Below are 26,333 nucleotides of genomic sequence, written 5' to 3' on the forward strand. Positions count from 1 at the left end.
TATCAGTTTACTCAATAATACCTTCGGCTTTTAATTTTTTTAAGTGTTCCTGAGAGGCAACGCGTCTTAAAATCTGCTCAGTATGTTCTCCTAGCGTTGGAGGCGCGCGACGGTATTCTACTGGTGTACGCGACATTTTTATTGGTGAACCAATAACTGTCAGTTTTTGCTTATATGGATGTGGCATCTCAACCAGCATTTTTCGGGCTATTACTTGTGGTTCCCGAAAAGCCTGTTCCAGGTTATTAATTACTCCCACAGGTACTTTAACTGCATGAATAGCTGTTACCCATTCATCTGCAGTTTTCTTCAAGAAATGCTTCGATAAAATATCAATAATTTCAGTACGATGTTTGATTCGGTCAGCATTACGGCTAAAGCGTGGGTCATTTGGTAATTCTGCTAATCCAATACTCTGACACAACTGGATAAACTGTTTATCATTCCCACAAGCAATAATAAAATCCCGATCGGCCGCTTTGAATACCTGATACGGAACAATATTGGCATGCGCATTGCCATAACGGCCCGGTACTTTTCCTGAAGCCAGATAGTTCATCCCCTGATTTGCCAGCGTGGCAATTTGTACATCCAGCAAAGCCATATCAATATATTGGCCCAATCCGGTTTCATGCCGGTTCAGCAGTGCTGCCTGAATGGCAATCGTAGAATAAAGGCCTGTAGCCAAATCAGAAAATGCCACACCAACCTTTTGTGGGCCGCCTCCAGGCAAATCATCTTTTTCCCCAGTAACAGACATTAACCCACCCATCCCCTGGATGATAAAGTCATAACCAGGTTCTTCAGCACGTGGTCCGTCTTGACCGAAACCGGTAATAGAACAGTAAACCAGTTGCGGATTGATTGCAGCTAAACTGTCGTAGTCCAGACCATATTTTTTCAGTGAACCTGTCTTATAGTTTTCAATAACTACATCAGTATCCTGAATTAAAGCTTTGATCAGCTCCTGCCCTTCCAAACTGGCAATGTCAATTGCTACAGAGAGTTTATTACGGTTCGCAGATTGATAATAAGCAGCTTCACGTGTGTCATCACCTGCATCATTCTTCATCCAGGGTGGCCCCCAGCTACGAGTATCATCACCATGCTGAGGTCGCTCTACCTTAATTACTTCAGCCCCCAGATCTGCCAGTATTTGCCCACACCAAGGGCCTGCCAATACACGACTCAGATCAAGTACACGAATTCCTGTTAGTGCTCCCATTTTTATCTCACTATTTGTTTAGTTTGCTATAACAAATCTTAATCTCTATTTACTCAAGATTAAGTTTCGCCTAGCGATATTATTTATTTTAATATACTCTCAATTTATGTAAAACAAAACTCTAGAGATAAGATATTTTCTGAAATATAAGAACTGTCTAAGCAAAATCAAAAGTTTAATAAGTTAGCTGTAATAGAAATTAATATCGCATTGCAAAATAAATTATCAAAATATATTGTCATGTGAAATCATTTTCTTTAGTATGCCCAAAAAGAAATATACCGGCTCGTCCGCTTATACCACTTCTGTGGTGAAAATAACGACCAAGGAGATGAAATGGTTCGTGATCAGGAAACCCTGGATCAACTACTTGATATGTTACGTCAGTTTGTTGAAGGCGTACTTATTCCGAGGGAAACTGAAGTAGCAGAAACAGATGAAATTCCAGCAGATATTGTTCAGCAAATGCGTGAACTCGGATTATTTGGACTGACTATTCCTGAAGAATATGAAGGTCTGGGTTTAACCATGGAAGAAGAAGTACGAGTTGCCTTTGAACTGGGTCGCACTTCACCTGCCTTTCGCTCACTTATTGGAACAAATAATGGTATTGGTTCTAGCGCAATCTTGATTGATGGCACGGAGGAGCAAAAACAGTATTATCTCCCGCGTTTTGCTAAAGGGGAAATTATTGGCTCGTTTTGCCTGACTGAACCAGAATCAGGTTCTGATGCCGCATCTTTACGCACGACTGCAGTGAAAGATGGCGATTTTTATATCCTGAATGGTACCAAGCGTTTTATTACTAATGCTCCACATGCAGGTGCATTTACAGTCATGGCACGTACTAACTCTGAAGTTAAAGGCTCAGGCGGTATTTCTGCATTCATTATTGATAGCAAGACACCCGGAATATCTCTAGGTAAACGTGACCAAAAAATGGGGCAAAAAGGTGCTCATACCTGTGACGTCATCTTTGAAAACTGTCGTGTACCCGCCTCTGCCCTGATTGGAGGAGTGGAAGGGATCGGTTTTAAAACGGCCATGAAAGTCCTTGATAAAGGACGTCTACATATTGCTGCTTTAAGTGTAGGTGCTGCGGTACGTATGCTGGATGACGCACTGCGGTATGCCGTTGAACGTAAACAGTTCGGTGAGCCAATTGCCAGTGGCCAGTTAATCCAGGCCATGCTGGCAGACACCAAAGCTGAAATCTATGCAGCCAGATGTATGGTGCTCGATGCTGCCCGGCGTCGGGACCAGGGTGAAAATACCAGTACGGAAGCATCATGCTCAAAAATGTTCGCAACGGAAATGTGTGGCCGTGTTGCAGATCGCTGCGTACAGATTCATGGAGGAGCTGGCTATATCAGTGAATACAGCATTGAACGTTTCTATCGGGATGTACGCCTGTTCCGTCTTTATGAAGGAACCACACAGATTCAGCAAATTATTATTGCACGCAATATGATTCGTGAAATGACTCAATAAAACCTCAAGCGCTTTAAGGAAAATTAAAGCGCCCTTAATAGTAAGTAATGGATTATGTCTATAAACACAATAACTTCAAGCATTGGCCCGAATACCTGGAAAATTGCATTCTTATTTGCATTTTTAGCTTTACTGGTCGATGGCGCTGATTTAATGCTGCTTTCTTATAGCCTCAACAGTATTAAGGCAGATTTCGGACTGAGTACTGTTGAGGCTGGCATGCTGGGTAGTTTTACTTTAGCTGGTATGGCAATTGGCGGTATCTTTGGGGGCTGGGCCTGCGACCGCTTTGGCAGGGTCAGAATAGTTGTAATTTCAATTTTAACCTTTTCAGTTTTGACCTGTGGCTTGGGCTTTACGCAAAGCTTTATGCAGTTTGGTATTCTACGTTTTTTTGCTTCATTAGGTCTAGGTTCTCTTTACATCGCCTGTAATACTTTAATGGCAGAATATGTTCCTACCCGATACCGCACTACTGTATTAGGTACCTTACAAGCTGGCTGGACAGTGGGTTATATTGTAGCAACTTTGCTAGCCGGCTGGATTATTCCTGATCATGGATGGCGCATGCTGTTTTATGTTGCAATTATTCCAATTGCTATCGCTATCTTTATGCACATTCTGGTTCCAGAACCGGAAGCCTGGCAACAATCTCGCTTGAATAAAGCGATAAATAATCATCACCAGAAAAAAGAGTCAGCCTTTAAACTTATTTTCCAAGATAAACGTAACCGCAATATGTTTATACTCTGGGCACTTACTGCCGGCTTCCTTCAGTTTGGCTACTATGGCGTAAATAACTGGATGCCTTCTTATCTGGAAAGTGAACTTGGAATGAAGTTCAAAGAAATGACTGCTTATATGGTAGGAACTTATACTGCAATGATTCTAGGTAAAGTTCTTGCAGGTTATATGGCGGATAAACTGGGTCGCCGCTTTACCTATGCTTTTGGTGCTATAGGAACTGCTGTATTTCTACCATTAATTGTATTTTATAATTCGCCAGAGAATATCCTGTACTTATTGATAATTTTCGGTTTTCTGTATGGCGTACCATATGGTGTAAATGCAACCTACATGACTGAAAGTTTTGCAACTGCAATTCGTGGTACAGCAATTGGAGGAGCATATAATGTCGGGCGTCTGGGCGCAGCGATTGCTCCTGCAACTATTGGTTATCTGGCTTCTGGTGGTTCAATTGGCTTAGGCTTTGTAGTCATGGGAGCAGCCTACTTTATCTGTGGAGTTATTCCAGCCCTCTTTATCAAAGAGAAACAATATGACCCCCAGAACTCTTGAGTTCTTTTCCCCAATAACTGGCCAAAAACCAGTTATTGGAATTTTTTATATAAAAATCCAAATCTAAAACATATATAGATTTAATAGTTTCTAAATATATTCAACTCAGCCTTTTAAAAGAGTTTTAGATACAGTTCTCTGCATTTATTTTTCCTGTTCACCTTTATAGTGAAAAGATAGTTTATTTTAGCATCTCAATATATGTGCTATTCAGTAGAGAGTTGCCTTTTTACAAATAACAAATTAATATATCGCTAAGCGAAATGGTGTTTCTAATTATGGAAAATATAGAAAGAGAATCGATGGAGTTTGACGTAGTGATCGTTGGTGCAGGACCTGCAGGTCTTTCAGCTGCGATCCGCATCCGTCAACTGGCGATTGAAAACAACCTACCCGATCTTTCCGTTTGTGTCGTCGAAAAAGGTTCCGAAGTTGGTGCGCATATTCTTTCAGGTGCTGTACTTGAACCCCGGGCCATGAATGAACTCTTCCCCGACTGGAAAGAGCTCGGTGCTCCGCTTAATGTCCCCGTGACTGAAGACAGAACCTTTTTCCTGCTCTCTGACACCACCTCCAAAGAAGCACCGCACTGGATGGTACCAAAAACCATGCATAATGATGGCAACTACGTCATCTCGCTGGGCAATATCGTACGCTGGCTGGGTGCCAAGGCAGAGGAGCTGGAAGTCTCGATCTTCCCGGGCTTTGCTGCATCAGAAATCCTCTACCATGAAGATGGTTCGGTCCGCGGAATCCAGACCGGTGACATGGGCATTGGCAAAGATGGACAGCCAACCCATAACTTTATGCCAGGCTACGAGTTGCTGGCCAAATATACCCTGTTTGCCGAAGGCTGCCGTGGCCATTTGGGCAAGCGCCTGATCCAGAAATTCAACCTGGATAAAGATGCCGATCCGCAGCACTACGGCATCGGTATTAAAGAGCTATGGGAAATTGATCCTGCCAAGCACAAGCCGGGTCTGGTGATGCACGGTGCCGGCTGGCCGTTGTCAGAGACCGGTTCGTCTGGGGGCTGGTGGCTATACCATGCCGAAAATAACCAGGTGACGCTGGGCATGATTGTCGACCTGTCGTACAAGAATCCGCATATGTTCCCGTTTGCTGAAATGCAGCGCTGGAAGACTCATCCCCTGATCAGACAATACCTCGAAGGCGGCAAGCGGATTTCTTATGGCGCGCGTGCAGTCACCAAAGGTGGCCTGAACTCGTTGCCAAAGCTGACCTTCCCGGGCGGCTGCCTCATCGGTGATGATGCGGGTTTCCTGAACTTTGCCAAGATCAAGGGTTCACACACTGCCATGAAGTCCGGCATGCTCTGCGGTGAAGCGGTATTTGAAGCGATTGCCCGCGGTGTAGAAAAAGGTGGTGAAGTGGGCTATGCCCGTGCGGCCGAAGGCGAAGACTTCTTTGAAAAGGAACTGACTGCCTATACCGACAAGTTCAACCATAGCTGGCTGAAAGAAGAGCTGTACAGCTCCCGTAACTTTGGCCCGGCCATGCACAAGTTTGGCCAGTGGATTGGCGGTGCATTTAACTTTATTGACCAGAATGTGTTTAAGGTTCCGTTTACCCTGCATGACCTGCTGCCCGACTTCAAGGCCCTGAAAACTGTAGAGGCAGAAAGCTTCAAGCCCAACTATCCGAAACCGGATGGCAAGCTGACCTTTGACCGTCTGTCTTCTGTCTTTGTATCCAACACGGTACATGAGGAAAACCAGCCGTCTCACCTCAAGCTGGCTGATGCGTCTATTCCGGTTGAGGTCAACCTGCCGAAATATGACGAGCCGGCACAGCGTTACTGTCCGGCCGGGGTTTACGAGATTGTTCAGGAAGAGACTGGACCGCGGTTCCAGATCAATGCAGCGAACTGTGTGCACTGCAAGACCTGTGACATCAAGGACCCTTCACAAAACATCACATGGGTAACACCGGAAGGTGGTGGTGGTCCTAACTACCCAAATATGTAGCAGCTATTTTAGCTCTTCATTTATTATTTTTTAGGTAAATAAGCCCTCTAGAGGGCTTATTTAAATTAAAGGATCTGCAAGGGCTTACTTACAGAGCCCTGTTTAACTAGCTATATCAGATTTTCAATCTTTATACTTTGTAGCTCTTTAATTTATGTTTAATGCTTAATTTAAAATTACCAACTAACTTTTAGATTCTCTACAGTTTTCTCATTCTGAGTTATAAGCTGTGCTCGTGCAGAAAAATAAGATTTAAGTTATCTTTTAAATTAAATAAATTCATATACTTGATTTACTAAAAACTATTTTATTTAAATACGGCGCACAAGGGATGCGAATAGAACAACTTTTTCTGATTTATTATGCTTTAACTCTATATCGCCACGAGTACTATTAAAAGTTATCTATACTGTCATTCTGATTGATATTTACTTATCCTATTTTCTATCATCTATAAAAGAAAAATGGCAGGGTTCAGTTATCTCCCTTCCTCTATTTACTGCTTACCTAAACAATAAGTATTAATTGCAATGTGTAATGGCAACCAAGTTATAAGTTCATAAGATGTAAACAAGCATTCGGCCAGTATTTTATATCGATTTTTACTTTTATTTACTTTCTATAGTCCGGATAAATTTTAAAACTACAGGCAGCATGGTTACTACAATCATTCAATTTATAAAGGTAATAAGAGTCTAATATAACCACTTTTTCTCAAAAATATCGACATTTTCAGCTTGGTTTACAAATTCGGTATCAAGTTGTGCTTTTAATTTCTGTTAGCAGGAGCTCTACTGATCTGCTTGGTCTGATAACAATACCTATTTTGGCATAGTGCTTTCACTATTAATTCTTATGATTAGTAACTGATTATTATACGCTTTTTAGGAAAAACTTTAAATTAATTTAGTGGCCTGATAAAATTTGATCTTTAAAATTAAAAACCCGCTCATTTGAGCGGGCGTTTATTCAATTGCGCTGATTACACAAGATTTGCCTATTTAACAGACATTTCTATAATAAGATAGATAATATTTAATTTATATACCTAAAAATAAATAACAGATTTAAATCTATTTACCTTCTAAATCATTTAAATATATATTTAATATTAAAAAAGCTTATTAGATTTAGCCTGTTAGCTTAGATATAACTCATCTCAAGACTTCAATGGCCTATCATACTTTTCAGAATATGATCTTTATCAATAAAATGATGTTTTAAAGCTGCAAGTATGTGCCCGGCGACTAATAGACCTGCTCCCCAAGATAGATAAATATGTAAAGGCTTTACTACTGCAAGTACCTCCTGATTTGGCTGAATAAGCGTCGGTAAATTGAATAAATACAATACAGGAGCAAGATGTCCAGCGGACCAGCTAAATAAACAGCCTGTAACAGGCAAAGCAATCAAAACAAGATATAAACATAAATGTCCAGCATGAGCTGCTTTTTTCATCATGGGAGACATACTTACTGGAAGCTCAGGTACGGGATGCGTATAGCGCCATAATATACGGATTACTAAAAGGAAAATAAGTATGGTCGCTATATTTTTATGAAGAGTAATAATATCGCCCTTAAAACTTCCATTAATTTCATAAGTTAAAAAATTTCCACTATAAAAACCTATAAGCCAAGCTGTAAGAAAAATAAATGCCATCACCCAATGCAGGATTTGTGCTGTACGGGTATAATAAACTGACGAATTCGTCATAAATATTCCTGAAGTTATTTTAAGCTGTTATAAAAAAATAGACAGAGAAGCATTTTTTCTGTCTATAGCCTGTTTTATTGAATTCTAATTATATTCTTGGCTGGATTAAACGAGAGTAAATAAAACACATCGTTTCGAAATTGAAATGCTTATCCTCTCCATGAAGTTAGAATGACCAATAGTAAGGTATTAATTATTATTCTAAATAATTATCTTTATTTAAATAAAAATTAATTAGTGTAGACAAGAGTACCTACTCCTATAATTAATTATCCAACTCAAAATTACCAGCCATTGAAAGTGTTTCTATAAATCTAGCAACTCATCTGGAAATGCATGAAATAACCCAGCACTTCATAAAATGAATATCTTTAAACCTATACAGTAAATATTTCTAGAAAAAGCTTAGCCCAGTGTTCAGCTGGGTATACGAGAATAATCAAAAGTAATAGATTGTTTATTCAGTTTGAAAACCTATAAAACTCACTGTAATTAGCTAACCAGTAATTTTCCAGCTATGAATAAAAAATAAGCTATGAGTAAAGAAGTAATAAGAAAAGCAGGATCAAATGCAGAGGGCTGATCAGATATTTTTTAACTGAGAGGTCTAAAATGAAAATTTTAAACTTTTTATAAACTCATCTAGATTGATCATTTTATTTTTATAAAGTTTAGTGTTCCTTATCAAAAACAATAAAAATATCAATTCACCTGACTTACACTTTTAATGTGAAAAGATGCATAAGCTTACTTGAACATTAACTCTTTCACTTACAAGCTAATTCTGAACTTTCTATTTAAATTAATACTAGCGTTTTCTCAGGATAAATTTATGAAAATTCTTATGGTTTTGACATCTCATAGTGCTTTAGGTAATACAGGTAAAAAAACTGGTTTCTGGTTAGAAGAATTTGCAGCTCCTTATTATGTCTTTAAAGATGCTGGAGCAGACATCACGCTTGCTTCACCAGCAGGCGGTCAACCTCCTTTGGACCCAAAAAGTGATGAGCCAGATGCACAAACTGAAGCCACTCAGCGTTTTAAAGCAGATCAGGAAGCACAACAGGCTCTGGCAAATACACATATTCTGGCGGAAGTACAACCTGAACAGTTTGATGCAGTCTTTTATCCAGGTGGTCATGGCCCACTCTGGGACCTGAGCAATGATCAGAATTCCTTAAATATTCTGCAGTATTTTGATCAGGCACAAAAACCAATGGCGTTAGTCTGTCATGCTCCAGCTGTGCTTAAAAATTTGACTTCAAATGGTCAAAGCTTTGTAAAAGGTAAAAAAGTGACGGGATTTTCAAATAGTGAAGAAGATGCTGTAGGCTTAACTGAGGTCGTACCCTTCCTTATAGAAGATGAGTTTAAAGCTCAGGGTGCGTTATATGAAAAAGGTCCAGACTGGCAATCTTTTGTGCTGGTTGAGGGGCAACTCATTACTGGACAAAATCCGGGTAGTTCTGAAGAAGCTGCTGTAAAATTACTAGAGTTGTTAAAACTAGAAAAAGCTTAAAACAACTTAGGCTATTTAGATATCAAAATAATTCTAGCTGTTCAAGTATCAGTTAGAATTTATATAATTTAGTATCTAAATCAAAAAAGTTGTCATAGCTATTTTCTTAGATTAGCTTTATTAATAAGCAGGCTAAGCTTGAAAGAAACTGAGCAATTCTATATATAAATAATATTATTATTCAAATTCACTTAAAACTTTTTCTGCAAACCACCGTGGGACTTCCAGTAATTCTGGGTTAACACGAAGTTTTTCCGCATTTTCTACTTCTGCAATAAATGCAGCTTTTTGTCCATTTGAAGAATTATCAAAAATATAGGTGCGGTCTGAAGCTTCTATAGCCTGCATCAGCAGATCCATACTCCGGTAGTAACGCTCACGGATTTTAATTTCAGGCACTGGATGCCCACCTTGGCTTACGCGATATTCAACTCTGGCAATATTAATATCAGGGTCAATTGTTGAGACATAATAAAGATAAGTGCGAAAACCCTGTTTTTGAGCTTCACGCAAGAACTCGATCTTACTGATATGTGACATGACTGTTTCAAAAGTAAAGCTTACTTTGAGTTCGATAAACTTTAAACGTATGAAGTCAATAATACGGGCAGCCAGGTAAGAGTCCACCTCATCTGGCTGGAAGATAATATTTTCATCTGGCTCTAGAATTGGAGAGGTACTAAGTAAGGGCCCGTTTTTACGCTTCTTGGTCTGTAAAAACTCAATAAGCTCTACTGCTTTTAAAGCTTGATGATAGCTCTTGAGATTACATCGACAGGTTTCTTTAAGCTCTTTTTCCAGCTCATCTGCATTTAAATAAGCCCCAATATAATGGGGCAATAAATATTCTTTAATCGTACTTTTACCGGAACCATTTGGACCGGCAAACATTCTGATTCTAGGTTGAGGCATATTTAAATAGCCGTTTCCTGTTTTTTACGACGTTTCATTACCTGACGCTGCTGCGGCTGTATAGACTGATATGCATGTCCAGTATCTTTTAGAAAGACTTTTTCACCATCTGGCAAGTGTTTAACCAGTTTATGCTGCTCTGTATAAACGACTTCAGAAGAAGCACATGCCTGTTCAAATGCATTTCGAAATGCCTGTATTGCAAGTTTAGGAATCATTGCTTCCTCATGCATGGACATATTCATCATTGTAAGTGCTGACATTGATTCACCTCTGCGCCAATCTGTACGCATTTAGTTTATCTTATCACAAAGCTGAATTTTGTCTATTTTTACAGCTCACCATTTTAAATCTTATCTATTTATAGATGAATCAGCTGCCGGTTATCCTCAATAATATTTAACCATGCTCGAGTGGCAGCTGACATACTGACAGTAGAGTCCCAAGCCATGCTTAAAGTCCAGTTTAAAGAGGGCTCTTGTAAAATAGATATATTAAATTTAGCAGGATCAAGCTTATTACAATAAAGCTCAGGTAATAACGCGACACCCATACCTGACTCGACCATCTTCGCAATAAAATCCCACTGGCTACTTTTACAGATTACATGAGGTACGAAACCTGCCTGATGTGCAGCTTCAGTAATCATATTATTTAAACTAAAACTGTCATCGTAAAAAAGGAAATCTTCGGTTTTAAGCTCTGCAAGCCTGACTGTAGTCCTGCCCTTCCATATCGAGTTGCTCACGGAGAGTAAGCATAAGGAAGAATTAACCACCGGGATTGAATTAAATACCGGTTTCAATTCACCTAACAATATACCGACATCAACTGTTTTAGCTAAAATTGCCTGTTCTATACCATTTGCACCTACTTCTAGAAAATTCAGCTCAATTTCTGGATATTTTTGATGAAACAATGCAATAAGTGAGCTGAACAATACAGACCCTAAAGGCGGCAAGCCAAGAGTCAGCTTACCTTTCTGTAAAGATTGGATCTGCTGAATAGTATCAGTTATTTTTTTCTGTTCATCCAGAATAATTAAAGCATGCTGATAAATCTGCTCTCCAAGATACGTTAGTCTGATGTCACGTTTGCGGCCGGCTTTACCCTTCTTGAATAGCTCGCAGCCTAATTCGCTTTCAAGTTGGCCACTCGCTTTACTTACCGCAGGCTGAGTAAGAAAAAGCCGTTCAGCTGCCTGACTAAACCCTTGAGAACGCACAATTTCAACAAAAATTTTTAAAGCTTTAAACTCCATAAATAAATTATTCCAAATAGATATAATCATTTTTATATTATTCATAATTTAATATAAAAATTATATTTAAAATAGCGTAGAGCTTTTATTTTTATTTAAATTATGGACACCATCATGCGGTTACGGCTTTTCTATTCCTTAAAACTACTCATCCAGATTGGACTGTTATTTGTATTTTGGGGTATAGGATACTTACTGCAAAAGGTATTAAATTTACCGATCTCTGCAGCGGTGCTCGGGCTGATAATTACTCTGCTGGCTCTAGCAAGTGGAGTATTTAAACTTGAATGGATTAAAAAAGGTTCGGATTTTATTTTAAATGAACTGGTCCTGTTCTTTATTCCCTGTGTTATTGGTGTGATGAATTATAAGACACTCTTGCTTAATCAGGGGTGGCAGTTAATTGTAAGTGTCCTATTAGGTACTATTTGCGTTATGATAGTTACCGCCTATAGTATTTACCTAGGCTTTAAATTTGAACATTATTTAAAAGCTAAAAGACAGGTGCCAACTGATCATGCTGGAGAAAAAGCATGAGTACTACAGTTCTGGCTTATTTACTATTATTGCTGACCTTAGTCAGTTATTACTTTGCTAAAAGACTGTATCAGCAGTTTCCTTATTTACTATTATCTCCAGCTTTTTTTGTACCAATCGTACTGGTCACTGGAATGGTTTATTTTCATATTCCTTATACAACCTATATGCAGGAGAGTCGCTGGCTGGTATGGATGCTAGGCCCGGCCACTGTTGCTTTTGCCATACCGATTTATGAATACCGTAACATTATACGCGAACATTTATTTTCAATCAGTTTAGGGGTATTTGCGGGAATGTTAGCTGGTATTTTAAGTGCTTTCTATCTGGCAAGATTATTCAAGTTTGATGATGCTACCACTTATAGTTTAATGTCACGTTCTATTTCTACTCCGTTTGCCATAGAACTTACTGAACACGTAGGCGGTTCAGTAGAACTGGTCATTTTATTTACCATGATGACAGGCGTTGCGGGAATGCTGTGTGGTGATCTAGTTTTGATCGCATTAAAACTCAAGTCCCATTTTGCACATGGCGCGGCTTTAGGCAATGCTGCACATGGTTTTGGTACTACCAAGGCTTATATGCGTCACCGTGAAGAAGGTGTAGTAGCCAGTCTGACTATGGTTTTAGCTGGCGTATTTATGGTGCTTGCCGGACCCTTTCTAATTCGGCTTATTTTGCGCTTAACAGGTTAAACCAAAGCTGGCAGATAAAATACAGACAATGCACATGTTAATAAAATTGTGGTTTCACTTATTTCGATAGCTGCTCCTACAGTATCTCCAGTAATACCCCCGATGCGCTGAATAAATTTAAATCTTAAATAAAGCAGAGTGACGATTCCGCTTGCAAGTCCAATTGATCCGGCAAGACTTAAATAACACGAAAGAAAAGTAGTGATAATCAATATACTAAAAGCTATAGTGCGAGGTAAATATTCAGTTATAGCTGAACCCAAACCGGACTTACGTACATATGGAGTCGTCAAGAACAGAAACAATGGCGCTAAACGGCCCAAGAGTGGGATTAAAATAATCAAATCATATTGATGCATTTCAATCAGCAAATATAAAGCAGCTAGCTTTAATAAACTGATTAATATCAGGCTTAACACGCCAATTGGACCACAATTTGGGTCTTTCATAATGTTTAAAGTTCGTTCTGGGTCACCAAAACCGCCAACCCAGGCATCAGCAGTATCTGCGAGTCCATCCAGATGTAAACCACCTGTGAGCCAAATCCATATAACTAGAATAAAAGTAGCTAGCACTAAACTGGGTAAGGCCTGTAAAACCAAAGTCAAGGCAAAAAGCAGGCCACCGATCATCAACCCAACCAGTGGATAAAACAGTAAGGATTCCGCATTCTGCTTTAGACTGGGCATCTGTTTTAATTTAATTGGAAAGACCGTCAAAAACTGTAAAGCAATCATTAAGCGAATCATTTTTCAGATGCTTCCAGTGCATATGATTGGGGATTATGCGGGTTTAAGTACAAAGTATGGAGCTGGCCTAATTCAGCCGGTATTTTTAAAAGATGATCTGGTGACTGATCTAAAGCCAGACATTTCATCAATTTAATTACGCCTCCATGACAAATAACCAGTACCTGTCGCCAGTTATTTTCTAACATTTGCTGATGAATAAGCTGGAAAGCCCGTTGAATACGATATTGAAATTCATGTAATGGCTCAGCTTCAGGCGGTGTATAAAATGAAGGTTTCTCCCAGAAACTGGCTAAGAGTTCAGGTTCACGTTGATAAATCTCTTCAGTACTGCATCCCTCCCATTGTCCAAAATTCATTTCTTTAAGGTCAGAATTGAGAATTAAGGGTAATTTCAGCTGTTGTGAGAGCTGTCTGGCAAAGTGTGAACAACGTATAAGTGTAGAGCTATAAATAGCCTGCCACTGAACCGGTTGTTGTAATTTTTCTAGAACTGCAAGCTGCATCTGCTGCCAACCTTCAGGTGTAAGTGCATCGTCAGTATAGCCACGTAAAGTATGTCCCAACTCAGTCTGACCATGGCGCAAAAGGTCTAGCTGTAACATCTAAACTTTTTCACCAATTACTGCTGCTTCGGCAAAAGTCGCCATTTGATTATGTAAAGCGCAAGCTAATTTAATTATACCTAAGGCAGCACCAGCGCCGCTGGCTTCCCCCAACCGCAAGTTCAATTTTAAAAGTGGCTGGGCTTGAAGTTCAGCAAGTATACGCTGGTGGCCATACTCAGCGGACTGATGTCCAAATAGCATCCAATGCCACACTGCTGAATTCAAACGTACAGCACATAATGCAGATACTGAGCTGATAAAACCATCAACTATTATAGGTAAGCCAAGTTGTGCACAGCGTATATAAGCTCCTGTCATCGCTGCGAGCTCTAAACCACCTACAGCACTAAGAATTTTAAAAGCATCTGATCCTGCATAACTTTTATGTAGCTCAATAGCCTGATCAATAACCTGCTTTTTATGAGATAACTGCTCTTGCCGAATACCCGTCCCTACACCTGTTAATTTCTCTGCAGGTTCATTCAATAATAGACATGCTACAGCTGAAGCAGAACAAGTATTTCCAATCCCCATTTCCCCGGCAACAAAGAGTGAAGCTTGCTCTGCCACAGCCTCCTCTACACTTTTTGCACCAAGTTCCATTGCCTGTTTACACTGCTCTTCGGTCATGGCAGTTTGTGTGGCAAAGTTAGCAGTTCCTGGCGCAATACAGTGACGTTCAACGCCAGGATAATGATAAGGTTCCCCAACTGAACCGCAGTCAATTACTTTCAACTTGGCATTGTATTCTTTGGCAATAACGCTGATACACGCCCCACCTGTCATAAAATTTTGCAGCATTTGGCGGGTAACAGCTTGAGGATAAGCAGAAATATTCTCTTCCATCACTCCATGATCACCAGCAAAAATTGTAATCCATGGGTAGTTAATCTCTGGACGTTCATTACCCTGCAGGGCAGCTAAACGGACAGCAACCTGCTCCAGTTCTCCAAGAGAACCGGACGGTTTAGTCAGTTGCGACTGTCGTAGTTCAGCCAGTATTTTTATTTCTGTATCTGGCTGCTTACAAGGTTCTAACCACCAGTTCATTATTTTTCCTCTTTGAGTATTATGGGGAATCCAGCTACACAAAACACTACTTTTTGTGCGATTTGTCCAATCTGCTGGTGCAAACGTCCAGATTCATCTATAAATTTACGGCTGATGTTCCCCATCGGCACCACACCAAGACCTGTTTCATTACTCACCAAAATAATCTCGGACTTCAGATTTGGTAAAATAGTTAACAGCTTTTGACACTGACTCATCTGCAGTTCTGAAGCATCCTGTAACAACAGATTACTCATCCACAGGGTCAGGCAGTCAATCAGAATAAGTTGATTTTGAGCATCAATTTCTTGTAATTTTTCTGAAAGATATAAAGGCTCTTCAATTACTTGCCATTCTCGTGGCCGTGATTCCTGATGGTGCAAGATTCTCTCTTGCATTTCTTCATCAAGTGGCTGTGCAGTAGCAATATAAATAACATTTAGCCCGCTCTCTAGAGCTATTTTTTCTGCCAGCCTGCTTTTACCTGAACGGGCGCCTCCTAAAATGAGCTGTAACATATATGACCTAACTTAAAAGTAGTATGAGGATATAAAGGGCCTTGCAGAACTTTTGCCTGATAAGTTCCAAATATTAATTTAGATATATTTAAATTAAACCGATCTACTTTAAACTTCCTAATTCGATCCCATACTTGTTTTGCCGGAAAGGCATCACGATATAAACCTAATGTAATATGTGGATAATATTCTAAAGAAGCAATTTCTGGACAATTTAAATTTAAAGTTTGTCTTAACTGGCTAAGCCATTTTCCAGAATCTTCTATATCAATAAATAAAGCTGTTTCAAAACTATTTAATAGACCTGTTTTTAAACTGAATACAGGAGGTGAAAGTCTTTGTAGCTGTTGTAATTGTTGTCGAAATTGCACTGCACTAAAATCATCATCATAAAGTGCTACTGAATCATTCATTTTAAAGCCGCATATAAACAGTGTAATATGAAACTGGCGTTGGTTAGGCTCAAGCAGCAAATCCCGAAAAGATTCACGAATATTTTTTAAATTGGCTACTACTTCTGGATCAGTAATCTCGATATACCAGAGTCCGTATTCCTGGCGGCCATGATGCCATTCGGGATAGTTCCGTGTAATGGTAGGAACCGTATATAAATCAGGCTTCAAAAACACGTTAGTTACACATCTATTACAACCCTGCTATTAAAGCATTTAATCATCAATTTTGCTTGGGTGAAATTTATGAAATAAGCTTTTCTCACTCACTATTTCAACAGCTTTTAAATATAAAATAAAAAAGTCACTATAATGTTCAAGTTAGCTCAGGCTGTGCATGTGAATCTTAATTCAAAAAGATTCCTCCATTCTGTCTGCTATTATTTGATCAACTCATGTCTATAAAAAGGAATAAGATGACAACACCGTATATTATTATTGGCTGTCCCACGACTAGTGGCGGTCGGGTAATTTCTTGGAACAGTATATTCCTGATTGATGGCTTTGCTATCGCATGTGCTGGTGATAAAGCAACTTACCCCAAACATAAAACAGTTACTACGATTATATTTGGTGATCCACACATGCAAATCTTTGGTAAAGCTGCCGCACGAGTCAATGATTCTTTATTATGTGATTGAAATTATTAACTACACAAGATTTAGTTGTTCAGGAAAATGGCAGTGGATCCGTATCTTCTGCTGCTAAGTCAGCAACAGCTACAAGGTCACAGCAGCAATCAAGCCCAGATAGCTTTGTTAACGATGAATCTGAGAACTACTGCATTGAAGATTCAAAGACTGAAATTGTTGAGTTCAAGAATTTGTTACCTCCATACAATCAAGACAAGTCAAATCTATTCGGCGTTGTTGTGCAAGCACTTTCTGATGCTTGTTCTTTTGAGGTATCGCATAAAATTGAAAAAAGGCAACTCTAAACGAAAAACAGTTAGCCGAAAAGCCAAACAATCTTGCAAGACTTACATTTAGATGTCAGCTACTTACTTTGCAAAATAAAAGCAGCGACGTGATTAGTAAGTGTTACGACACAGCGGCTGAAGCTACAAAAGTTGAATTAGATAAGCCTGAGAACAAGAGGGATCCGTACTATAGACGAGCTGAATTTTCATACTTTCTCGTAAAATATAAAAGTGGGTATCCAGAATGCAAAGAGAAAATGCAAAAACTGATTGCTGATACTCAAGACCAAGAATTAAAGTCACAGTTGCAAATTGTACATGACAACGAAGTTGTTCAGTAAAAAAGAGCTCTGATTTCTCAAGGCTTTTTAATTTTTAGTTGATGAGAGCAAGTTCAGCTTCATGAGAGTACATACCTACTGAAATCGGCTTTTAACTCTCAAGCTGTTTGAGATTCACCTTTTTTACTTTAACCATAATAAAATCTATGAATCCGGCGGGCTATAATTCAACATGGCTTTGTTGCACAAAGCTATTCTTGAAGGCTTCTTCAGTAATATAATTTCCAGATGAAGAAGCCTACACCTAAAATCTATCGTACAACCAATTGGTCCTCGTATAACCAAGCTTTAATCAAGCGAGGAAATATTTCAATCTGGTTTGATCCTAAGACGCAATGGTATGCACAACCACAAGGCAAGCAAGGACGAAATCAAACTTATTCCGATACAGCGATTCAATGCTGTTTAATGATCAAATCTCTATTCCGTCTTTCTTTACGTATGGTTACTGGCTTTGTTCAAAGCCTGATTAAACTCTGTGGCTTGAATTGGACAGCACCAGATTACTCCACCCTTTGTAGACGACAAAAGCATATTGATATTGCGATAAGCTATCAGAAAAGTCATGATGGGTTACACCTACTTGTCGACTCTACGGGTTTAAAGTTTTTAGGTGAAGGCGAATGGAAGCGTAAAAAACATCAGCCTGAATACCGTCGGCAATGGCGTAAACTGCATATTGGTATAGATGCTGAAACACTGCAAATACGTGCCGTTCAGCTTACTACAAATAATGTCAGTGATTCACAAGTACTAGGTGATTTACTGGATCAAATTCCACTAGATGAGCGAATAGATTCTGTCTATACCGATGGCGCGTACGACACGAAGTGCTGCAGAAAAGTGATTTCAGATCGTCAAGCACATGCAGTAATTCCACCCAGAAAGAATGCCAAGCCCTGGAAAGATTCTAAAATAAGTTCAATAGAACGAAATGAGTTACTTCAAACGGTTAAACATTTAGGTAGAACCCTATGGAAAAAATGGTCGGGTTATCACCGTCGTAGTTTGGTGGAAACCAAGATGCATTGCATCAAATTATTAGGTGATAGGCTGACGGCAAGACATTTTCAAAGTCAGGTCAATGAAATTCATGCGCGTGTGGCAGTTCTGAATAGATTTACGGAATTAGGTAGACCTCGCACCCAAGTTGTGTCTTAAATTTGAATGGATTGGGGAGAACTCAGCTTTTGAATGTTTATGCAACAAAGCCATTCAACATTAAAACTTCATCCTCAATGGCATCGATCAAGGGTCTCCCTGTTATTTTAATCAAGATACTGTGTTCGTTCAAATGAAAGTCAAAACGCCAGTATTTGGTAGATTTAAAGTGAAAAATTTTCAAATTTGATTTCTAAAATATTCAGAATCCGCTCAGTTTTTCTTGGTATTCAAGATATTTTTCAGTTACCTTAGGTAAAGACTTTGCACTTGATACCCTTTTTAATGGCTTCTTTTTAGTTAGAATTTTTTACTGGTCTATATTCATAACTCTCACCTATTAAAAAAACCCTTCGGAGGAAGTGATCTTCTAAATATAGTTTTTCTGATAGTTTCGAATTTTCTTTAAACTTGTCTACTTATTATCGGTGCAATAAAATTCAGTTAAACTTATGATTTTATTAATATGGAAGAGTTAGTAATATTTATTATTGTATTAGGTTTATCCTTCTACTTTAGAAACCATCCTTCCGATGGTATTGGTCACTATATTTTATATATTCTGATCGCAACTATACTCACAATTATTTATCGTGCTTTAAGATATGCAAGTTAACTTGTTAGATTTTTTAATATTTTATTTATTAAAGAAGCCGCCTTATAGTAGTCCTTCGTTAAAAAACCAATCACTCGAAATATTTTTCAACTCGCACTCTTACTGCTGGATCCACATCAGCGTCCAGATAAAAACACTGCCTATATTTTTCAATAAGGTAATGAATAACTTTTTGCTTATCCGGTACTCTATGTTTTAACATTATTTGTGCAGCAATAGTAATCAGATTATTCGACTGCCTCATTAGCGTTAATAATATTTCACCTTTAAAGCCCATTATATCCCGGGTAAAGGATTGTTTTCCTGTATGAACAAAAGAGTTAAGCTGCTTAAGATGATACTTTTTAAAATTACTAATCTGATAATTAGATGCAATAAATAATAACCAATAAGCTCTCACTACCGCTTCATACTGCGCCCTTAAAAGCGCCCTCGCCTAGATAGGCTACCCCATCGACAAAAGGCGATTCACACCGACTCCATGCTCGAAAGAGATATAAATACACTGCTCAACAAGTTCTAAGCGCGGCCCACAATTCAATACATCGCTTTTTATAATTTCATGTTGCAGCTCAGCGATCATTTCTAGAGAAGTTCAAAAAGTTCTTCAGATTTCATTTATCAATAGATAGTTTTTTAAAGATTAGTAATAATAATGATATAGCAGAAAAAAATTATCAGTGCACTATATTTACTCATTTCCCCCCCCTAAAGGAGGCTTTTAGCTATTCTTACAATTACAGGCCGTGTTATATTTTCTAAAAAATAGAGTTTAAAATGCCTAGTTTAATTTCAATTATTTTTATAATTATTGCATATATTATTTATCGTTATTGCCTCAATAATCCAACCAATGGAATTGTTGAGTACTGTGCATATCTTTTTCTAATTATACTTTTCGCAATTAGTACACGTTCGACTGATTTTCTTTTTAAGGTATTACACTCCCATTGATTCAAAAAGTACTAAGCACTCTCACATTTTATAAAAAAACCGCACTAACTTTAGTCAATGCGGATTTTGATTCTTACCAACTTAAATAGCGCTATTCAACTTTTTTCCAGAAAGTGACATATAGCTTGAACTCAGATTTTATTAATAATGCACTAATGAAAAATGCAGCCCCAACAATTAGAAACATTACATCAATATTCAATAACCCCACCAATTCAAGGATAATTCCAAAAATGCACAGTGCATAAAAAATAACTACGCCTAATTTTTCTTTCATTTGCTTCACCAGGAGAAAATTTGCTTTCTGCAAATTTGAAGTAGCATATTTACATCAAAAACCCTACAAATGGAATAGACCAATAAGTCTATCCGATATGTAAAGCGACTGTCCCTTATAGCCCTAAAAAGCTTATCGGACTTATAGAAGTAGAAGCTGCGGCTGGTCTGGAGGCCAAAGAAGCTGTTATGGCCAAAAATGAACTGATTGCTCATATAAACGTATGTATCTTAAAAATCAGGATGATGCAGCACGTAAGCAGCTATTTGAGGATAGCAAGGGGATTGAACTAATATCAACTCCGCCCCCTGGCTGTCTTTGGCTGCAAGATGGATCACATCTTTACCAATGTGGGTCTGTTTGAAATTGAAGCATTGCTGACTAATACAAAATTTAAGGAGACCATATGGAGAAATCAAGTCTAAAATAAAGGAGGCCTCATGATGCGAACTGAATCTAAAAATAGTTGGCTTCAAGCCATCTTTAATGAGATGCAAGAATTTAAAAAAGAAATCAAGCATCAAAGTGAAAGACGTATTGGTCGTGCAGAGTTCTCCAAATTATTAAATCTAGGGTCCGAAATACTAAATACACGAATTAGAGCAAGAAGATATAAAAAACCTTATAAAGATGGAAGGAAAAGGTTCTGGTTCTACTCTTATGTTCAGTTTGTGATTCTTGATGTAGAATCAAATCATAAAGTCGCTTAATGCGGCTTTTATCTTTTTTATATGATCTGCATAAGTGAGTAACAATGTGAGTTAGACTTCAATATATCTTCAAATTAATAAGCTGAAATAAAGTGATTATTCATCAATAATATCAGCAAATTTAGCACCCAAAACCTGCGCTAGGTCATTAGGTTTAATCCCTATATCCAGCCCTCTTTTCCCACCACTTACATACATACATTCAAGTTCTGTAGCACTAATAGAGATAACTGTTTTTAATCTTTTTTTCTGACCAACGGGACTAATCCCACCTACTAAATAACCAGTTAGGCGTTCGGCATCTTTAGGGTCTGCCATATGTAGTTTTTTAGCTCCTACTACTGTAGCTATTTTCTTTAAGCTTAATTGATGGGCTACTGGTAAAACTGCGACATAATAATTTTTATCATCGGTGACTAATAATGTTTTAAATACTTCTTTAACTTTCAAGCCCAGTTTTTGTGCTGCTTCTAATCCAAAATTTTTAGTATGAGGATCATGCTCATATTCATGAATACTAAAATCAATTTTATTTACTTTTAATAGTCTACATGCAGGCGTCATTTTTTATTACCTTTAAATCAGTATATTTTATATTTTTATATTTAAAAATCCAGATTAGCTTAGGCTATTTTTAATATCTAATAATATATGAAAAATGTAGTAAAAAGTATAGGGTGCTTGACTGCCCTTATACTGCATCTTAATATGTTTTTCTATAAGTTTTTCTATAGTCGGTTATACATTTTGATTTTGATCAATTCTTCAAATGCACAATCTTTTAATAAAAAAAAATTTCTTATAAAAAACTTAATTATAATTACGAGCATTGTAATTATTAGTGGCTGTTCCTCCTTGGGAGGAGGCTCAGTTGCTAAACGTTCAGCCAAGTTAGCTATGGGCATACAAAAAGCTTATACGGTTGAAGCTGAAACAGCCAATCGGTTATCGCCTATTATTGTAGAAAGTGCAGATAAGTATGCAATCGATCCTTTACTTTTAGCAGCTATGATCCGTCAAGAGTCAAGCTATCGTAATTATACAATCTCACCAGCTGGTGCAATTGGTTTGACACAGGTTATTCCAAGATACTGGCAACAAAGTTGCCCTGGTGATCTTTTTGAAGAATATAATAATATCAATTGCGGTAGCTATGTTCTAGCAAACTACAATCAGGCAGCGGGAAGCTGGAAAAAGGCACTTGCTTATTATAACGTAGGCCCAACAGGTTATAACTCCAGTTGGAAAATGCGCCGTCAAGGAAAAAAGTATGCGAAACAAGTAAAGCAACATCAGAAAAATCTGAAGCAGGCTTTATAAGAGAAGCTTAATCTATATTTAAGTAATCACTTAAACAGTTTTGATAATAATTATATATTTGAAAAGTATAGATGCTTTTTAGGGGATTAAGAAAATTGATAAAGCGAATATTAGCTGCATACTCTTATTTATATAAATTATGTTATTCTGAATAATCGTGTTATTGCTTATCTATAGAAAAAATATCAACTTCGATAATACAAAAATTTAAATTCTTTTTAAGCCTTATTAAGGCTCTTGCATTTCATCATATATACAAATCAACATCTAGCAGCATCGCGATGGCTAACTTCCCCTCTATTCCAGAATCAAAGCATAAAAAAAGCCCCCTCATGTGAGGGGGCTTTTTGGAATAATGAGCTGGCGATGACTTACTCTCACATGGGTAACCCCACACTACCATCAGCGCTAAGAGGTTTCACTTCTGAGTTCGGGAAGGGATCAGGTGGTTCACTCTTGCTATGGTCGCCAGCACAACTGTTGATGGACTTGTTCGGGTCTGATTTAACTGCGGTGCAGTATATGCCGTACTTTAGTCCAAATGAGTTATTAACAGCGGGCAGATCCGGGTCTGAATTGTATGTTCCAGCATTAGGCTGAATCAAGGGATATTGCATATTTATGAATCGATTGATGCTTTGTATACAACTGTTTGGGTGTTGTATAGTCAAGCCTCACGAGCAATTAGTATTGGTCAGCTTCACATATCACTATGCTTCCACATCCAACCTATCAACGTCCTGGTCTTGAACGGCTCTTTAGGTGACATAAAGTCACGGGGAAATCTTATCTTGAGGTAGGCTTCCCGCTTAGATGCTTTCAGCGGTTATCCCTTCCGAACATAGCTACCCGGCGATGCGACTGGCGTCACAACCGGTACACCAGAGGTTCGTCCACTCTGGTCCTCTCGTACTAGGAGCAGATCCTCTCAAATTTCCAGCGCCCACGGTAGATAGGGACCGAACTGTCTCACGACGTTCTAAACCCAGCTCGCGTACCTCTTTAAATGGCGAACAGCCATACCCTTGGGACCTGCTTCAGCCCCAGGATGAGATGAGCCGACATCGAGGTGCCAAACACCGCCGTCGATATGAACTCTTGGGCGGTATCAGCCTGTTATCCCCAGAGTACCTTTTATCCGTTGAGCGATGGCCCTTCCATACAGAACCACCGGATCACTAAGACCTACTTTCGTACCTGCTCGACTTGTGGGTCTCGCAGTTAAGCGCGCTTTTGCCTTTATACTCTACGCGTGATTTCCGACCACGCTGAGCGCACCTTCGTACTCCTCCGTTACTCTTTAGGAGGAGACCGCCCCAGTCAAACTACCCACCAGACACGGTCCTCGACCCAGATTATGGGTCAGAGTTAGAACCTCAACATTACCAGGGTGGTATTTCAAGGATGGCTCCATAGGAACTGGCGTCCCTACTTCAAAGCCTCCCACCTATCCTACACAAGTAAGGTCAAAGTTCAGTGTCAAGCTGCAGTAAAGGTTCACGGGGTCTTTCCGTCTAGCCGCGGGTACACTGCATCTTCACAGCGATTTCGATTTCACTGAGCCTCTGCTGGAGACAGCGCCGCCATCATTATGCCATTCGTGCAGGTCGGAACTTACCCGACAAGGAATTTCGCTACCTTAGGACCGTTATAGTTACGGCCGCCGTTTACTGGGGCTTCGATCAAGAGCTTCGCTTACGCTAACCCCATCAATTAACCTTCCAGCACCGGGCAGGCATCACACCCTATACGTCCACTTTCGTGTTTGCAGAGTGCTATGTTTTTAATAAACAGTTGCAGCGGCCTGGTTTCTGCGGCTGCCGACAGCTCAAGGAGCAAGTCCTATCACCATCAGCAGCGTACCTTCTCCCGAAGTTACGGTACCATTTTGCCTAGTTCCTTCAGCAGAGTTCTCTCAAGCGCCTTGGTCTACTCGACCTGACCACCTGTGTCGGTTTCGGGTACGATTCCTGTGTAACTGAAGCTTAGAGACTTTTCTTGGAAGTATGGTATCGGCCACTTCGCCAGTAAACTGGCTTGCTATCGACTCTCAGCATAGAGCACCCCGGATTTGCCTAAGATGCATGCCTACTGTCTTCCACCTGGACAACCAACGCCAGGCTGACCTAACCTTCTCCGTCCTCTCATCGCATTACACAGAAGTATTGGAATATTAACCAATTTCCCATCGACTACGCCTTTCGGCCTCGCCTTAGGGGTCGACTCACCCAGCCCCGATTAACGTTGGACTGGAACCCTTGGTCTTTCGGCGAACGGGTTTTTCACCCGTTTTGTCGTTACTCACGTCAGCATTCGCACTTCTGATACCTCCAGCAGACTTCTCAATCCACCTTCATCGGCTTACAGAACGCTCCCCTACCACGCACATAAATGTGCATCCGCAGCTTCGGCACATAGTTTTAGCCCCGTTACATCTTCCGCGCAGGCCGACTCGACTAGTGAGCTATTACGCTTTCTTTAAAGGGTGGCTGCTTCTAAGCCAACCTCCTAGCTGTCTATGCCTTCCCACATCGTTTCCCACTTAACTATGATTTTGGGGCCTTAGCTGGCGGTCTGGATTGTTTTCCTCTTGACTACGGACGTTAGCACCCGCAGTCTGTCTCCCGGATAGTACTCATTGGTATTCGGAGTTTGCATCGGTTTGGTAAGTCGGGATGACCCCCTAGCCGAAACAGTGCTCTACCCCCAATGGTATTCGTCCGAGGCGCTACCTAAATAGCTTTCGGGGAGAACCAGCTATCACCGAGTTTGATTAGCCTTTCACCCCTATCCACAAGTCATCCCCCGGCTTTTCAACGACGGTGGGTTCGGTCCTCCAGTTAGTGTTACCCAACCTTCAACCTGCTCATGGATAGATCACCCGGTTTCGGGTCTATACCCAGCGACTAGACGCCCTATTAAGACTCGATTTCTCTACGGCTCCCCTATTCGGTTAACCTCGCCACTGAATATAAGTCGCTGACCCATTATACAAAAGGTACGCAGTCACACCACGAAGGTGCTCCCACTGCTTGTATGCATGCGGTTTCAGGATCTATTTCACTCCCCTCACAGGGGTTCTTTTCGCCTTTCCCTCACGGTACTGGTTCACTATCGGTCAGTCAGGAGTATTTAGCCTTGGAGGATGGTCCCCCCATATTCAGACAAGGTTTCACGTGCCTCGCCCTACTCGTCATCATTATGTGTGCCCTTTCGTGTACGGGACTATCACCCTCTACGGTTGCACTTCCCAGAGCATTCCGCTAAAACACACATAACTTAATGGGCTGATCCCCGTTCGCTCGCCGCTACTGAGGGAATCTCAATTGATTTCTTTTCCTGAGGGTACTGAGATGTTTCACTTCCCCTCGTTCGCCTTGCATGACTATGTATTCATCATGCAATACCTACCTTATGGTAAGTGGGTTTCCCCATTCAGACATCTCCGGATCACAGGATATTTGCCGCCTCCCCGAAGCTTTTCGCAGGCTATCACGTCTTTCATCGCCTCTGACTGCCAAGGCATCCACCACATGCACTTAATTACTTGACTATACAACCCCAAACAGTCGACGTTACCTACAAGGAGCAACTTCAACATTACAGTTTAGAGCACTGTGCATTTAAGCACTGTACAGCTTCAATCTAAATTCATATACCAAAACGCTTGATTCAGTTAATTTGCTAGTTCTCAGTTCAATCTACGTTAGTCAACAGGTTGCCCTGTAACGTCTATTGAATGAGTTGAACAATTTATTTCAGACTCAAATTTGCCAATCTGTTAATGATTCACTGCATCCTCGTCGGATTGCAGTCAACTGTGATAAATCACAGAAGTTAATAAACCAGGATTCTTGAACCTTCCATTTACTAAATTCTGTAATCTCTAGCTTCGAATCAAATCATGTTTGATTCGTGGTGGAGACTAGGAGAGTCGAACTCCTGACCTCCTGCGTGCAAAGCAGGCGCTCTACCAACTAAGCTAAGTCCCCAGCTTATCAATAAGTCAACA

24 protein-coding genes, 1 tRNA gene and 2 rRNA genes are annotated in these 26,333 nt (G+C 39.7%); 11 read left to right on the plus strand and 16 right to left on the minus strand.

All coding sequences use genetic code 11. The features are described from left to right. Nucleotides 1-7: 7 nt before the first annotated feature. Complete coding sequence (locus tag ACRAD_RS07005; protein ID WP_005026003.1) at nt 8-1,225, minus strand: CaiB/BaiF CoA transferase family protein; 1,218 nt, start codon at nt 1,223-1,225, stop codon at nt 8-10. A 336-nt stretch (nt 1,226-1,561) separates the two neighbouring features. Between ACRAD_RS07005 and ACRAD_RS07010 the strand changes: the two genes are divergently transcribed. The 3 genes from ACRAD_RS07010 to ACRAD_RS07020 all read left to right on the plus strand — a co-directional run bounded on the left by ACRAD_RS07010 (nt 1,562) and on the right by ACRAD_RS07020 (nt 6,003). After that, nucleotides 1,562-2,716 carry an acyl-CoA dehydrogenase family protein gene (locus ACRAD_RS07010; protein ID WP_005026005.1) on the plus strand — a complete coding sequence of 385 codons (1,155 nt, stop codon included), beginning with the start codon at nt 1,562-1,564 and terminating at the stop codon, nt 2,714-2,716. A gap of 54 nt (nt 2,717-2,770) precedes the next feature. Beyond that, nucleotides 2,771-4,015 (plus strand): MFS transporter, encoded by a 1,245-nt coding sequence (locus ACRAD_RS07015; RefSeq protein ID WP_005014155.1) that lies wholly within the window; start codon nt 2,771-2,773, stop codon nt 4,013-4,015. Nucleotides 4,016-4,293: 278 nt separating this feature from the next. Continuing rightward, a complete protein-coding gene (locus tag ACRAD_RS07020) occupies nt 4,294-6,003 on the plus strand; it encodes an electron transfer flavoprotein-ubiquinone oxidoreductase (protein ID WP_035329559.1) in 1,710 nt (569 codons plus the stop codon). Nucleotides 6,004-7,170: 1,167 nt separating this feature from the next. Here the strand turns inward: ACRAD_RS07020 and ACRAD_RS07025 are convergent. Further along, nucleotides 7,171-7,719: a cytochrome b gene (locus tag ACRAD_RS07025; protein ID WP_005026010.1), complete on the minus strand. Its 549-nt coding sequence runs from the start codon at nt 7,717-7,719 to the stop codon at nt 7,171-7,173. Nucleotides 7,720-8,551: 832 nt separating this feature from the next. On the opposite strand from ACRAD_RS07025, the gene ACRAD_RS07030 reads away from it, so the two are divergent. Beyond that, entirely contained in the window at nt 8,552-9,238 is a 687-nt protein-coding gene (locus ACRAD_RS07030) for a type 1 glutamine amidotransferase domain-containing protein (protein ID WP_005026012.1), read from the plus strand. 177 nt (nt 9,239-9,415) lie between these two features. Here ACRAD_RS07030 and ACRAD_RS07035 read toward each other — a convergent pair whose 3' ends face one another. The 3 genes from ACRAD_RS07035 to ACRAD_RS07045 all read right to left on the minus strand — a co-directional run bounded on the left by ACRAD_RS07035 (nt 9,416) and on the right by ACRAD_RS07045 (nt 11,411). After that, nucleotides 9,416-10,150, minus strand: a complete 735-nt coding sequence (locus ACRAD_RS07035; protein WP_005026014.1) for a zeta toxin family protein — start codon at nt 10,148-10,150, stop codon at nt 9,416-9,418. Nucleotides 10,151-10,152: 2 nt separating this feature from the next. Then, a complete protein-coding gene (locus tag ACRAD_RS07040; protein WP_005026016.1) occupies nt 10,153-10,413 on the minus strand; it encodes a hypothetical protein in 261 nt (86 codons plus the stop codon). Nucleotides 10,414-10,511: 98 nt separating this feature from the next. After that, nucleotides 10,512-11,411 carry a LysR substrate-binding domain-containing protein gene (locus tag ACRAD_RS07045; protein WP_005026018.1) on the minus strand — a complete coding sequence of 300 codons (900 nt, stop codon included), beginning with the start codon at nt 11,409-11,411 and terminating at the stop codon, nt 10,512-10,514. Nucleotides 11,412-11,525: 114 nt separating this feature from the next. Here ACRAD_RS07045 and ACRAD_RS07050 point away from each other — a divergent pair, with 114 nt between their 5' ends. Next, a complete protein-coding gene (locus ACRAD_RS07050) occupies nt 11,526-11,948 on the plus strand; it encodes a CidA/LrgA family protein (RefSeq protein ID WP_005026021.1) in 423 nt (140 codons plus the stop codon). Beyond that, the gene (locus ACRAD_RS07055; RefSeq protein ID WP_005026024.1) at nt 11,945-12,646 is read left to right on the plus strand and encodes an LrgB family protein; all 702 of its coding nucleotides are present in this window, start codon (nt 11,945-11,947) and stop codon (nt 12,644-12,646) included. The genes ACRAD_RS07050 and ACRAD_RS07055 overlap by 4 nt, the downstream gene beginning before the upstream one ends. Here ACRAD_RS07055 and ACRAD_RS07060 read toward each other — a convergent pair. From ACRAD_RS07060 to ACRAD_RS07080, 5 genes are read right to left on the minus strand one after another with little or no spacing between them, the layout of a single operon-like run. Next, a complete protein-coding gene (locus ACRAD_RS07060) occupies nt 12,643-13,395 on the minus strand; it encodes an adenosylcobinamide-GDP ribazoletransferase (protein ID WP_005026027.1) in 753 nt (250 codons plus the stop codon). The two genes, ACRAD_RS07055 and ACRAD_RS07060, sit on opposite strands and share 4 nt — an antisense overlap. Then, a complete protein-coding gene (locus tag ACRAD_RS07065) occupies nt 13,392-14,000 on the minus strand; it encodes a histidine phosphatase family protein (protein ID WP_005026030.1) in 609 nt (202 codons plus the stop codon). Before ACRAD_RS07065 ends, ACRAD_RS07060 begins: the two co-directional genes overlap by 4 nt. Continuing rightward, nucleotides 14,001-15,053, minus strand: coding sequence for a nicotinate-nucleotide--dimethylbenzimidazole phosphoribosyltransferase (gene cobT / locus ACRAD_RS07070; RefSeq protein ID WP_005026032.1), 1,053 nt, complete (start codon nt 15,051-15,053; stop codon nt 14,001-14,003). It abuts the gene before it with no gap. Next, nucleotides 15,053-15,571 (minus strand): bifunctional adenosylcobinamide kinase/adenosylcobinamide-phosphate guanylyltransferase, encoded by a 519-nt coding sequence (gene cobU / locus ACRAD_RS07075; protein WP_005026034.1) that lies wholly within the window; start codon nt 15,569-15,571, stop codon nt 15,053-15,055. The genes cobT and cobU overlap by 1 nt, the downstream gene beginning before the upstream one ends. Continuing rightward, nucleotides 15,553-16,200, minus strand: coding sequence for a 2'-5' RNA ligase family protein (locus ACRAD_RS07080; protein WP_005026036.1), 648 nt, complete (start codon nt 16,198-16,200; stop codon nt 15,553-15,555). Before ACRAD_RS07080 ends, cobU begins: the two co-directional genes overlap by 19 nt. Nucleotides 16,201-16,439: 239 nt before the next feature. Here ACRAD_RS07080 and ACRAD_RS16750 point away from each other — a divergent pair, with 239 nt between their 5' ends. The 3 genes from ACRAD_RS16750 to ACRAD_RS07095 all read left to right on the plus strand — a co-directional run bounded on the left by ACRAD_RS16750 (nt 16,440) and on the right by ACRAD_RS07095 (nt 18,444). Next, complete coding sequence (locus ACRAD_RS16750) at nt 16,440-16,664, plus strand: PAAR domain-containing protein (RefSeq protein ID WP_005026038.1); 225 nt, start codon at nt 16,440-16,442, stop codon at nt 16,662-16,664. Continuing rightward, complete coding sequence (locus ACRAD_RS16755; RefSeq protein WP_010700372.1) at nt 16,661-16,960, plus strand: hypothetical protein; 300 nt, start codon at nt 16,661-16,663, stop codon at nt 16,958-16,960. Before ACRAD_RS16750 ends, ACRAD_RS16755 begins: the two co-directional genes overlap by 4 nt. A gap of 551 nt (nt 16,961-17,511) precedes the next feature. Further along, nucleotides 17,512-18,444, plus strand: a complete 933-nt coding sequence (locus ACRAD_RS07095) for an IS5-like element ISAha3 family transposase (protein ID WP_004812228.1) — start codon at nt 17,512-17,514, stop codon at nt 18,442-18,444. A 686-nt stretch (nt 18,445-19,130) separates the two neighbouring features. On the opposite strand, the gene ACRAD_RS07105 is transcribed toward ACRAD_RS07095, so the two are convergent. Together ACRAD_RS07105 and ACRAD_RS07110 are read right to left on the minus strand one after the other, a co-directional pair. Then, on the minus strand, nt 19,131-19,460 hold the full coding sequence (locus ACRAD_RS07105; RefSeq protein WP_010700398.1) for a DUF6988 family protein: 330 nt from the start codon (nt 19,458-19,460) through the stop codon (nt 19,131-19,133). Nucleotides 19,461-20,105: 645 nt separating this feature from the next. Continuing rightward, nucleotides 20,106-20,291, minus strand: coding sequence for a hypothetical protein (locus tag ACRAD_RS07110; protein ID WP_005026043.1), 186 nt, complete (start codon nt 20,289-20,291; stop codon nt 20,106-20,108). Nucleotides 20,292-20,731: 440 nt separating this feature from the next. Between ACRAD_RS07110 and ACRAD_RS07115 the strand changes: the two genes are divergently transcribed. After that, nucleotides 20,732-21,001: a hypothetical protein gene (locus ACRAD_RS07115; RefSeq protein WP_005026044.1), complete on the plus strand. Its 270-nt coding sequence runs from the start codon at nt 20,732-20,734 to the stop codon at nt 20,999-21,001. A 96-nt stretch (nt 21,002-21,097) separates the two neighbouring features. Here the strand turns inward: ACRAD_RS07115 and ybaK are convergent, their stop codons facing one another. Further along, the gene (gene ybaK / locus ACRAD_RS07120; protein WP_005026046.1) at nt 21,098-21,565 is read right to left on the minus strand and encodes a Cys-tRNA(Pro) deacylase; all 468 of its coding nucleotides are present in this window, start codon (nt 21,563-21,565) and stop codon (nt 21,098-21,100) included. A gap of 144 nt (nt 21,566-21,709) precedes the next feature. On the opposite strand from ybaK, the gene ACRAD_RS07125 reads away from it, so the two are divergent. Next, a complete protein-coding gene (locus tag ACRAD_RS07125) occupies nt 21,710-22,321 on the plus strand; it encodes a lytic transglycosylase domain-containing protein (protein ID WP_372410799.1) in 612 nt (203 codons plus the stop codon). Between the two features lie 358 nt (nt 22,322-22,679). Here the strand turns inward: ACRAD_RS07125 and rrf are convergent. The 3 genes from rrf to ACRAD_RS07140 all read right to left on the minus strand — a co-directional run bounded on the left by rrf (nt 22,680) and on the right by ACRAD_RS07140 (nt 26,313). Then, nucleotides 22,680-22,794, minus strand: a 5S ribosomal RNA gene (gene rrf, locus ACRAD_RS07130). A gap of 190 nt (nt 22,795-22,984) precedes the next feature. After that, nucleotides 22,985-25,874 (minus strand): 23S ribosomal RNA (locus ACRAD_RS07135). A gap of 363 nt (nt 25,875-26,237) precedes the next feature. Beyond that, nucleotides 26,238-26,313, minus strand: a tRNA-Ala gene (locus ACRAD_RS07140). Nucleotides 26,314-26,333: the final 20 nt, after the last annotated feature.

The sequence above is a fragment of the Acinetobacter radioresistens DSM 6976 = NBRC 102413 = CIP 103788 genome (assembly GCF_006757745.1).
GTDB classification, from domain to species: domain Bacteria; phylum Pseudomonadota; class Gammaproteobacteria; order Pseudomonadales; family Moraxellaceae; genus Acinetobacter; species Acinetobacter radioresistens.

Excerpts from the sequence above, each read along its gene's own strand:
- ACRAD_RS07005 (WP_005026003.1), bottom strand. The coding sequence starts at position 1,225 with ATGGGAGCACTAACAGGAATTCGTGTACTTGATCTGAGTCGTGTATTG.
- ACRAD_RS07010 (WP_005026005.1), top strand. The coding sequence starts at position 1,562 with ATGGTTCGTGATCAGGAAACCCTGGATCAACTACTTGATATGTTACGT.
- ACRAD_RS07015 (WP_005014155.1), top strand. The coding sequence starts at position 2,771 with ATGTCTATAAACACAATAACTTCAAGCATTGGCCCGAATACCTGGAAA.
- ACRAD_RS07020 (WP_035329559.1), top strand. The coding sequence starts at position 4,294 with ATGGAAAATATAGAAAGAGAATCGATGGAGTTTGACGTAGTGATCGTT.
- ACRAD_RS07025 (WP_005026010.1), bottom strand. The coding sequence starts at position 7,719 with ATGACGAATTCGTCAGTTTATTATACCCGTACAGCACAAATCCTGCAT.
- ACRAD_RS07030 (WP_005026012.1), top strand. The coding sequence starts at position 8,552 with ATGAAAATTCTTATGGTTTTGACATCTCATAGTGCTTTAGGTAATACA.
- ACRAD_RS07035 (WP_005026014.1), bottom strand. The coding sequence starts at position 10,150 with ATGCCTCAACCTAGAATCAGAATGTTTGCCGGTCCAAATGGTTCCGGT.
- ACRAD_RS07040 (WP_005026016.1), bottom strand. The coding sequence starts at position 10,413 with ATGTCAGCACTTACAATGATGAATATGTCCATGCATGAGGAAGCAATG.
- ACRAD_RS07045 (WP_005026018.1), bottom strand. The coding sequence starts at position 11,411 with ATGGAGTTTAAAGCTTTAAAAATTTTTGTTGAAATTGTGCGTTCTCAA.
- ACRAD_RS07050 (WP_005026021.1), top strand. The coding sequence starts at position 11,526 with ATGCGGTTACGGCTTTTCTATTCCTTAAAACTACTCATCCAGATTGGA.
- ACRAD_RS07055 (WP_005026024.1), top strand. The coding sequence starts at position 11,945 with ATGAGTACTACAGTTCTGGCTTATTTACTATTATTGCTGACCTTAGTC.
- ACRAD_RS07060 (WP_005026027.1), bottom strand. The coding sequence starts at position 13,395 with ATGATTCGCTTAATGATTGCTTTACAGTTTTTGACGGTCTTTCCAATT.
- ACRAD_RS07065 (WP_005026030.1), bottom strand. The coding sequence starts at position 14,000 with ATGTTACAGCTAGACCTTTTGCGCCATGGTCAGACTGAGTTGGGACAT.
- cobT (WP_005026032.1), bottom strand. The coding sequence starts at position 15,053 with ATGAACTGGTGGTTAGAACCTTGTAAGCAGCCAGATACAGAAATAAAA.
- cobU (WP_005026034.1), bottom strand. The coding sequence starts at position 15,571 with ATGTTACAGCTCATTTTAGGAGGCGCCCGTTCAGGTAAAAGCAGGCTG.
- ACRAD_RS16750 (WP_005026038.1), top strand. The coding sequence starts at position 16,440 with ATGACAACACCGTATATTATTATTGGCTGTCCCACGACTAGTGGCGGT.
- ACRAD_RS07095 (WP_004812228.1), top strand. The coding sequence starts at position 17,512 with ATGAAGAAGCCTACACCTAAAATCTATCGTACAACCAATTGGTCCTCG.
- ACRAD_RS07110 (WP_005026043.1), bottom strand. The coding sequence starts at position 20,291 with ATGAAAGAAAAATTAGGCGTAGTTATTTTTTATGCACTGTGCATTTTT.
- ACRAD_RS07115 (WP_005026044.1), top strand. The coding sequence starts at position 20,732 with ATGATGCGAACTGAATCTAAAAATAGTTGGCTTCAAGCCATCTTTAAT.
- ybaK (WP_005026046.1), bottom strand. The coding sequence starts at position 21,565 with ATGACGCCTGCATGTAGACTATTAAAAGTAAATAAAATTGATTTTAGT.
- ACRAD_RS07125 (WP_372410799.1), top strand. The coding sequence starts at position 21,710 with ATGTTTTTCTATAAGTTTTTCTATAGTCGGTTATACATTTTGATTTTG.